Source organism: Rhizobium sp. NPDC092011, assembly GCF_044756305.1.
GTDB lineage: Bacteria > Pseudomonadota > Alphaproteobacteria > Rhizobiales > Rhizobiaceae > Rhizobium.
Genome location: NZ_JBIVSO010000018.1, coordinates 78,831 through 87,063, shown reverse-complemented (window position 1 = coordinate 87,063; position 8,233 = coordinate 78,831). Strand labels below are relative to the sequence as shown.

The window sequence follows — 8,233 nt, the reverse complement described above, 5'->3', positions numbered from 1 at the left end:
TGCACCGAAAATTTAAAAAGGCCAAAAGGCAAAAGCGGGGGAACTGATGATCAACCGACCAAAGAAAAGGGGAACTATAATGAAAAAATACCTGTCATCCATCGCGATGGTCATGATGCTGACCACGACAGCAAGCTTCGCTCAGGAAAAGCCGACCCTAGTCGTCAATTCCTGGGGTGGCCCCTATGAGAAGCTGCATAAGAAACTTGTCTTCGAACCCTTCGAGAAGGCGAACAACGTCAAGATCGAGGTGGTCACGCTCTACTCGGCCGATACGCTCGCGCAATTGCGAGCACAGAGGGATGCCCCGCAATACGACGTGGTACATTTCTCAGGCGGCCAGGAGGTGATCGCCGCGAGGGAGGGGCTTCTGGCGCCGATCAAGCCGGAAGAACTCACCAACGCCAGCGACCTATATCCCTTCGCCGCCGAAGGATTGGCCAGAGGGGAGGGACCAGTTCACCTCGTGACAACGGTCGGCCTGCTTTACAACGAGGAAAAGGTGCCGAGAGCCCCGGATTCCTGGAAGGATCTGTGGAGCGAGGAGTATGGCGATCACCTCATCTTGACGGACCTGTCCAACTCCTTCGGCATGCTCGGACTCCTGATGATGAATCAGATCTGGGGCGGAACGCTCGCCGACACAGCGCCTGGCCTCAAGAAAGCTGGCGAGCTGCTCGATCGATCCGTCATCATCAGTTCGTCTCCCGAGGTCCAACAGAACTTCGCGCAGAACGATGCCTGGTTGGCGGCTTTCGCCCAGGATTATGCCTACACCATCCGCCAGAGCGGCCTTCCGGTGAAGTTCATAATCCCCAAGGAAGGCGCTCCCGCCGTGTACTTCACCGCCAATCTCGTTGCCAATCGCCCGAACCAAGATCTAGCCAAGAAGCTCATCGATTTCGAATTGTCGCCCGAGGTGCAGGCGGCATTCGCCCGCGAGATGCGCTACTCGCCCACCAACAGCAAGACCGAACTAACGCCGGATGTGGCGCAGGATGTGGTCTACGGCGACGCGATCAAATCGATGGTCCGGTTCGATCCTGTGCAGGTTGACGAAATCCGCAACGCTCTCATCGAAAACTGGAAGAAGTTGATCTCGCGCTGAAGATCAGAGGAGAAACCAAGGGGGTAGACATGAACAAACTCCGAACCGATCTTCTCATTGCTGCGCCCGGGTTTCTCCTCCTTGTGGTGGGGTTTCTCATTCCTGTCGCCGGGATATTGCTTCTCGGTGTCAGGGATGCTAACGGGGTGCTCACGGCGACACACCTGAGCCGGTTTCTGACCGATCCTTTTTATCTCGAAATCGCCTGGCGGACCGTAAAGCTCTCGCTCATCATCACGGCGCTGTGCATCGTGGCCGGTTTCCCGCTCGCCTACATCATGGCGCGCGGCTCCGCACGGCTCCGCCTGTGGCTGATTATCAGCATTACGCTGCCTCTCATGACCAGCGTCGTGGTTCGAACCTTCGGCTGGATGGTCCTGCTCGGCCGCGGCGGGCTGATACCCGATACGCTCAATATGCTCGGATTGGTCAGGCGTAACTACTCACTCATGCAGACCGAGACCGCGGTTGTCCTGGGTATGACGCAGGTGCTGTTTCCCTTCATGGTCCTGTCGATTCTCGGCGTCGTCATGCGTATCGACATCCGTCTGGAAGAAGCGTCCCGCGTCATGGGTTGCACATTCCTGAAGTCGCTGCGCCTGGTCGTCCTGCCGCTTGCCATTCCGGGGGTGATTGCCGGTTCGCTTCTCGTCTTCACCCTGTCGGCCAGTTATTTCATCACGCCTTCGCTGCTCGGGGGTGCGCGCCTGCCGGTTCTGGCCGGTTCGATCTACGAAACAGCAACCCGCACGCTGGACTGGCCCTTCGCCGCCGCTCAATCCATCATCCTCGTTGTCGGTGTCCTCATGCTTCTCATCCCCTATGCAAGACTGTCGAGGCGCGCCAATGGTTGAATCCGCCCCCATGTCTGTCCGCATTGCGGCGGTCATCTATCTTGTCGCAATCGTTGCCTTTGTCCTAGGTCCGCTGGCAGTGGTCGTCGGCGTCTCCTTCACGGCCGGCGACTACATCACCTTTCCGCCTCAAGGGCTGAGCCTGCGGTGGTACGAGGCGGTGCTTTCCTCGTCCGTATACATGGGCGCAGCTATCACCAGCCTGAAGCTGGCGGTGGTCGTGACGATCTCCGCGACGATCATCGGCGCTTCGGTCGCGACCGTGATCCACAGGGGGAGATTGCCGGGCACGTCTGTGCTTTCGGCCCTTTTTCTGGCGCCGCTGGTGCTACCGACAATCATCTTCGCATTGGGACTGCTTATCTTCTGGAGTGCCTATTTCGGGCGCACCTCGTTTGCGGCCCTGTGGATCGGTCATACCGTCATCGCCGTTCCCTACGTTATCCGTACGACCCTCGCCGTTCTATCCACCTCCGACAGATATCTCGAAGAGGCTGCGCGGACGATGGGAGCGGGACCGTGGAAGGCCATCCTTCACGTCGTCGTGCCGCAAGCAATGCCGGGCATCGCGGCCGGGGCGTTCTTCGCCTTCAACATATCCTTCGACGAAGCGATCGTCTCCCTGTTCCTTCGCTCACCAGAGGTCATCACGTTGCCCATTCAGATCTACACACAGCTTGAATACAGCCCTGACCCATCCATCGCTGCCGCGTCGGCCCTGATGATCGGACTGACCGTCCTGCTCATCTTTGTCATTGATCGCGTGCTCGGCATCCAACGCGTGGCGGGGTGATATCATGAATGCTGTACAACTCGACAATATCTCCAAGTCCTTCGGCAATGTTCAGGTGATCAAGAACATTTCGCTTTCCATCGCGAAAGGCGAGTTCGTCAGCCTGCTTGGACCGAGCGGATGCGGAAAGACCACCCTGCTGCGGATGATCGCGGGCCTGGAAGGGGCCACGAGCGGGACGATCCACATCGGCGGTAAGGATTCGACAAGCTTGCCACCCGAGCTTCGCGACATCGCGATGGTGTTCCAATCCTATGCCCTGCTTCCGCATCTGACGGTCCTAGAGAACGTGATGTTCCCGTTGCGCATGCGCAAGATCGGCAACCGGGCAGAACAGCGTGACCGCGCAGTCGCGGCGCTGAAGCTGGTCCAGCTCGACCATCTGACCGACCGGCGGCCCCGCGCTCTTTCGGGCGGCCAGCAACAGCGTGTCGCGGTTGCCCGTGCGGTGGTTTCTTCTCCACAGGTCCTGCTGCTAGACGAGCCGCTTTCGAACCTCGATGCGCGGCTGCGTGAAAGCATGCAGGAGGAGTTGATCCTCCTGCACCGGCAGACCGGCCTTACCACCGTGTTCGTGACCCACGATCAGGAAGAAGCGCTGAGCCTTTCGGACCGCGTCATCCTGCTCAACGGCGGCAGGATCGAACAGGAGGGAGCCCCGAAGGCCCTCTATTCGGTGCCGCGAACACGGTTTGCCGCCACGTTCATGGGATCGACGAATCTCATCGATGCCGAATTGCAGCCCCATGGCGATGGCGCACGTGCGCTGCTTTGCGACGGACAGGTTCTGCTGCTGAGGGCCCAGCCCTCGGCGAAGAAGCGGGCGACCATCATGTTCCGGCAGGAGGATGCCATCCTCGCGCCTGTGCCCGACAACGCTGCGCTAAGCCGGGGAGCGCCGATCGCGTCCGTCGTTACACAGATCTTCCTTGGTGCGCGCACCCGCTATGTGCTCGACCTCGGCGGACACATGATCCGTTGCCTTGCCCCCGCGGGCCAGTTCTACGCGGTCGGTGACAAGGTGGAACTCAAGATCTCGCCGGACAGCATTCACGTCCTGGAAGATTGAACAACCTTAACCCTGAACAATGGAGATGAACATGATTGGACGCGTCTGGCGTGGATGGGCCAAGCCCGAAATGGCGGATTCATACGAGGAACTCCTCACGAAGACGACGCTTCCCGCCCTTCATCGGGTGGCGGGATACAAAGGGTCGTATTTCATGCGGCGTCCGCTCGACACCGGTGAGGTCGAGTTTGTCGAAATCACATTCTGGGAGTCGATGGACTCGATCATGGCCTTTGCCGGCGAAGATAACACGAAGGCCGTTGTGCCGCTGGATACGCAAGCGTTCCTGACGCGCTTCGACGACCGGTCTGTGCACTACGAAGCGACCTGGTGCCCTTGACACCATATTTACTCTGCCGGGGGCCCTTGGATGCCACGGCACCGCGTGTCCAAGGGCAACCTCCTGTGCGGCAGCTTCAGAGTTTGGCGACACAGGACTACGGCTTCCGGCTGCTATTACCCATGCGAAATGCATGGCGCATCCCTGTCCCAATGTGTCGAGAGATGAACATGATGGATATCATGCCAATGGAACGTGTTGAAAAGGACCCACTTGGGCCCGTCGCGATCCCGGCAAAAGCTTACTATGGTCCACAAACGGCACGGGGTATCGCAAATTTCCCGGTTTCAGGGATCGCGATCAATCATTTTCCCAACTTCATCAAGTCGCTCGCTTATGTGAAGATGGCCGCCGCGCGTGCGAACGCCAGGCTTGGAGAGCTGGACCAACGGAAAGTTGACATTATCTGCCAGGTCTGCGCGGAAATCGCTGACGGCCAGCATCTGCAGGAGTTTCCCCTCGACGTGTTCCAAGGCGGCGCGGGCACCTCGACCAACATGAACATCAACGAGGTCATCGCCAATCGTGGCCTGCATCTGATGGGATTGCCTCGTGGACAATATGGCTCCCTGCACCCCAACGACGACGTCAATCTCTCGCAATCCACGAACGATGTCTATCCGACGGCGATACGCTTGGCGATACTGCTGTCCTATCGTCAATTGCAGGATGCAATTACCCAGCTTTCAGACGAATTCGAGAATAAGGGAGCGCTCTTTTCCGATGTCATAAAGCTCGGGCGAACGCAATTGCAGGATGCGGTGCCGATGACGCTTGGGCAGGAGCTCCAGGCTTTCGCCGCAACGCTTCGCGAGGATGTCGATCGTCTTGGCGAGATCGCGTCCTTTCTTCATGAAATCAATCTCGGTGGCACAGCGATCGGGACCGGCATCAATACCAATCCGGAATATCAGGCCGCCGCGGTGGCGGAGCTTCGTTCAATCTGCGGCCTTCCTCTGATTCCCGCCAAAAACCTGATAGAAGCCTGCTGGGATACCGGAGCATTCGTCCTGTTTTCCGGAATGTTAAAGCGAACGGCCACGAAGCTGTCGAAAATCTGCAACGACCTTCGCCTGCTTTCCAGCGGGCCTCGTGGCGGTTTGAATGAGATCAACCTACCGCCCCTTCAGCCCGGCTCCTCGATCATGCCCGGCAAGGTCAATCCGGTGGTACCGGAAGTCGTCAACCAGGTGGCTTTCCAGATCATTGGTTACGACCTGACAATCACGCTTGCGGCTGAAGCCGGTCAACTCCAGTTGAATGTCATGGAGCCGGTCATCGCCTATAACATTCTTCATGCACTTTACCTTCTGACCAACGCCGTAGACCTGCTTCGGGTGAAATGCATTGCTGGTATCACAGCCAACCCGGACGTCTGCCGCAAGCATCTGGACGCAAGCACTGCCATCGCAACTGCCTTGACGCCCGCCATCGGCTATGAGCGCGCGGCTGAATTGGCGAAAGAAGTTTTGGCCTCGGGTAAACCCATTCAAGAAGTAATAGCCGGAAACCCGGATATCTCTGAGTTCTTGATTTCCGAAGTCATTGATCCGCAGAGATTGACGCGACCGGCACATCGTTCTGGTTCTGCTGAAGCTGGGAAGGATCAAAAAAGTGGACGCATCAAATGAAGGAGAATAACGCTCAGTTGATGGTGTCGGGCTCGAAGCCCCACGGCATAAGCGCGTCTAAGTCTTCTGCCGGCCACCCTTGAATAGCCCTGGTCAGGTTCTGAGAGCGCCAATGAGGAAGGGTTCGAGCAATTCCTGCCGGGTGAGCGCATACCGGGTTGCTTTTGCACTCCCGGATATTCCTAGGCCCACTGCCAGTTCCTTTTCCCAGACGCCGAAGAGATTGGATACGACAGACAAGAACATTTCCTCGCGGAGACGAGTTCGGGTGCAGGCATGCCCTCCTCGAACCCCGTTTTATACCCTCTACAATTCGCTCATGGCGATGATGGCGTTTAACTGCCTCCTGCGATGATCCTACGCTCATCGATCCCGGGAAGTTCTCTAGGTACGTCGCGGCGGCAAAGGCGATCAAGTTCCATAATGTATGTTATGCGAGATGTTATAACATAACACCTTATTGTTGAGTGGGAAATAGTCTGACATGGGCATCGGTGTACCCCGCACTTCTGGAGCAACTAAATGAAAGCAGAAAAACGGTCCCGCTTTGACAGGATTATGCTCGAGGTCGAGGAGGCCGATAGCGTTCAAGACGCACTTCAGATATTCCACCTAGTATACGGCGTTGATTTCTCAACATATCACCTCGCATTCACGATAGTGGACGTCGTCGATACCCCCTATGTGCGCACGACGTACGACGCCGCCTGGATTTCCCGTTATCTCCTGCGCGATTACGTCAAGATCGATCCCATTCTCCGCGAAGGTCTCGTACGTCAATTGCCCTTCGACTGGCGCGAAGTCGATGTCCCGCCAACGGCTCACGCGTTCCTGCTGGATGCGCAACGCCATGACATTGGCGCGAATGGCTACTCGATCCCGATTGTCGACAAATCGCGGCGGGCACTGCTCTCACTGAATTCGCGCCTAACAGGCGATGATTGGAGCGCAACAATCGCCCAGTATCAGGAAGAATGGCTGGAGCTCGCTTTTCTTATCCATCACAAAGCGATCTTCGAACTCTATGGCGCGCATGATCCTATTCCGCAACTTTCAGCGCGCGAAATCGAGTGCCTGCATTGGAGGGCGCTCGGCAAGGACAGCGGAGACATCGCCGTCCTGCTAAAGCTGTCAGAGCATACCACTCGGGCCTACCTCAAATCCGCTAGGAACAAGCTCGGCGGCGGCTCCATCACCTACGCGATCGCCAGAGCAATTCAGCTGCGCCTGATTCATCCGTTTGGCAATACCCCCAGCTAAGGGTATCCATCTGGGTAATTTATCGCGCGTCTTTTGATCCGCATGATGACCTCCATCAACCTATGGAGGCACGCATGTACATTCTTGTTCAGGCTCACGAGTACCAAAAACATCGCGATCTCCTCGATCAGTCGTTCAGGCTCAGGAAGAAGGTCTTCGCGGACAAACTGGGTTGGGAGGTTTCAGTGTCCGGCCTGCGCGAACGCGACCGCTACGACGATTTGCACCCGGCCTATCTGTTGTGGTGCGATGAGGAGAAGCGACGGCTGTTCGGTTCCGTCAGACTGATGCCGACGACAGGCCCGACTCTGCTCTATGACGTATTCAGGGACACGTTTCCCGATGCCTGCGACCTCGTCGCACCGGGCATCTGGGAAGGCACAAGGATGTGCATCGACGAAGACGCGATTGCACCGGAAATACGACCCGATCGCGCGTTTTGCCTTTTGCTTCTGGCATTGTGCGAGGTCGCGCTCGACAGCGGCATCCATACGATGATCTCGAACTACGAACCGCATATGAAGCGCGTTTACCAAAAGGCCGGCGCGGAACTCGATGAGCTCGGTCGATCCGACGGGTACGGCCGCTTACCCGTCTGCTGCGGCGCGTTTGAGGTTTCGAACCGTGTCCTCGCCGAGATGCGGGAGAAGCTAAACGTAGCAGAGCGACTCTACCGCCGGCCCGCCTTTCCGAACCGGACTATTTCGGACTTCGCGCGAATATCAGCGTGAGATGCCTTATTCCGGCCGGAGATACACTCCGATCGGCCGGATCGCTTCGAAATCCTGGGTTTTCTGCCATGTACAAACATATCGCTGAATCATTCGTCCCGATTGCACATGCCCGATGCGTCGCCGAACAGCTTTGCGCGAAATGCTGCAGTTATTGCCTTTCGGTCGCTATCGCCGACGCCGACAAACTCCTTACCTTCGAGGACGCCCGCGCGATCCTGCGGCCGGCCGATGCCGGCCTTCAGATGCGGGTCGAAGGACAGAACCTGGTCATCTTCTGTGGCGTTCGAATGCTGCTGCAAGGCCAGCTTGCTGCAGTTACCACTGTCCAGACCAACGGCGTCGAATGGCAACCGGCCGGTCGCGTGCCCTTCAAGACAGATGGATTCGTCCCATAGGACGATCAAGACCGGGGGCAAGGTCGGCAGGCCATGAGCCAGCCGATCT

Annotated in this window: 10 protein-coding genes; 8 read left to right on the top strand and 2 right to left on the bottom strand. The window is 57.6% G+C overall.

Going from position 1 to position 8,233, the window contains the following annotated elements; all coding sequences use genetic code 11:
• Positions 1 to 79: 79 nt before the first annotated feature.
• From ACIQJ2_RS34280 to ACIQJ2_RS34255, 6 genes are all read left to right on the top strand, one after another.
• Positions 80 to 1,108, top strand: a complete 1,029-nt coding sequence (locus ACIQJ2_RS34280; protein ID WP_006473106.1) for an ABC transporter substrate-binding protein — start codon at positions 80 to 82, stop codon at positions 1,106 to 1,108.
• Between the two features lie 29 nt (positions 1,109 to 1,137).
• A complete protein-coding gene (locus tag ACIQJ2_RS34275) occupies positions 1,138 to 1,962 on the top strand; it encodes an ABC transporter permease (protein WP_006473107.1) in 825 nt (274 codons plus the stop codon).
• Complete coding sequence (locus tag ACIQJ2_RS34270; protein ID WP_006473108.1) at positions 1,955 to 2,755, top strand: ABC transporter permease; 801 nt, start codon at positions 1,955 to 1,957, stop codon at positions 2,753 to 2,755. The genes ACIQJ2_RS34275 and ACIQJ2_RS34270 overlap by 8 nt, the downstream gene beginning before the upstream one ends.
• A 4-nt stretch (positions 2,756 to 2,759) precedes the next feature.
• The gene (locus ACIQJ2_RS34265) at positions 2,760 to 3,824 is read left to right on the top strand and encodes an ABC transporter ATP-binding protein (RefSeq protein WP_113731748.1); all 1,065 of its coding nucleotides are present in this window, start codon (positions 2,760 to 2,762) and stop codon (positions 3,822 to 3,824) included.
• A gap of 31 nt (positions 3,825 to 3,855) precedes the next feature.
• Entirely contained in the window at positions 3,856 to 4,164 is a 309-nt protein-coding gene (locus ACIQJ2_RS34260) for an antibiotic biosynthesis monooxygenase (RefSeq protein WP_006473110.1), read from the top strand.
• A gap of 173 nt (positions 4,165 to 4,337) precedes the next feature.
• Complete coding sequence (locus tag ACIQJ2_RS34255) at positions 4,338 to 5,795, top strand: aspartate ammonia-lyase (RefSeq protein WP_006473112.1); 1,458 nt, start codon at positions 4,338 to 4,340, stop codon at positions 5,793 to 5,795.
• A 93-nt stretch (positions 5,796 to 5,888) separates the two neighbouring features.
• Here ACIQJ2_RS34255 and ACIQJ2_RS34250 read toward each other — a convergent pair whose 3' ends face one another.
• Positions 5,889 to 6,035, bottom strand: coding sequence for a hypothetical protein (locus ACIQJ2_RS34250; protein WP_192800569.1), 147 nt, complete (start codon positions 6,033 to 6,035; stop codon positions 5,889 to 5,891).
• A gap of 282 nt (positions 6,036 to 6,317) precedes the next feature.
• Here ACIQJ2_RS34250 and ACIQJ2_RS34245 point away from each other — a divergent pair, with 282 nt between their 5' ends.
• Together ACIQJ2_RS34245 and ACIQJ2_RS34240 are read left to right on the top strand one after the other, a co-directional pair.
• On the top strand, positions 6,318 to 7,055 hold the full coding sequence (locus ACIQJ2_RS34245; RefSeq protein ID WP_006473113.1) for a LuxR family transcriptional regulator: 738 nt from the start codon (positions 6,318 to 6,320) through the stop codon (positions 7,053 to 7,055).
• A gap of 74 nt (positions 7,056 to 7,129) precedes the next feature.
• Positions 7,130 to 7,786, top strand: a complete 657-nt coding sequence (locus ACIQJ2_RS34240) for an acyl-homoserine-lactone synthase (protein WP_006473114.1) — start codon at positions 7,130 to 7,132, stop codon at positions 7,784 to 7,786.
• A gap of 89 nt (positions 7,787 to 7,875) precedes the next feature.
• On the opposite strand, the gene ACIQJ2_RS34235 is transcribed toward ACIQJ2_RS34240, so the two are convergent.
• The gene (locus ACIQJ2_RS34235; protein ID WP_400676499.1) at positions 7,876 to 8,205 is read right to left on the bottom strand and encodes a hypothetical protein; all 330 of its coding nucleotides are present in this window, start codon (positions 8,203 to 8,205) and stop codon (positions 7,876 to 7,878) included.
• Positions 8,206 to 8,233: the final 28 nt, after the last annotated feature.

Bases quoted from the DNA above. Each gene is read 5' to 3' on its own strand.
- ACIQJ2_RS34240 (WP_006473114.1), top strand. From the start codon at position 7,130: ATGTACATTCTTGTTCAGGCTCACGAGTACCAAAAACATCGCGATCTC.
- ACIQJ2_RS34255 (WP_006473112.1), top strand. From the start codon at position 4,338: ATGGATATCATGCCAATGGAACGTGTTGAAAAGGACCCACTTGGGCCC.
- ACIQJ2_RS34245 (WP_006473113.1), top strand. From the start codon at position 6,318: ATGAAAGCAGAAAAACGGTCCCGCTTTGACAGGATTATGCTCGAGGTC.
- ACIQJ2_RS34260 (WP_006473110.1), top strand. From the start codon at position 3,856: ATGATTGGACGCGTCTGGCGTGGATGGGCCAAGCCCGAAATGGCGGAT.
- ACIQJ2_RS34265 (WP_113731748.1), top strand. From the start codon at position 2,760: ATGAATGCTGTACAACTCGACAATATCTCCAAGTCCTTCGGCAATGTT.
- ACIQJ2_RS34280 (WP_006473106.1), top strand. From the start codon at position 80: ATGAAAAAATACCTGTCATCCATCGCGATGGTCATGATGCTGACCACG.
- ACIQJ2_RS34270 (WP_006473108.1), top strand. From the start codon at position 1,955: ATGGTTGAATCCGCCCCCATGTCTGTCCGCATTGCGGCGGTCATCTAT.
- ACIQJ2_RS34275 (WP_006473107.1), top strand. From the start codon at position 1,138: ATGAACAAACTCCGAACCGATCTTCTCATTGCTGCGCCCGGGTTTCTC.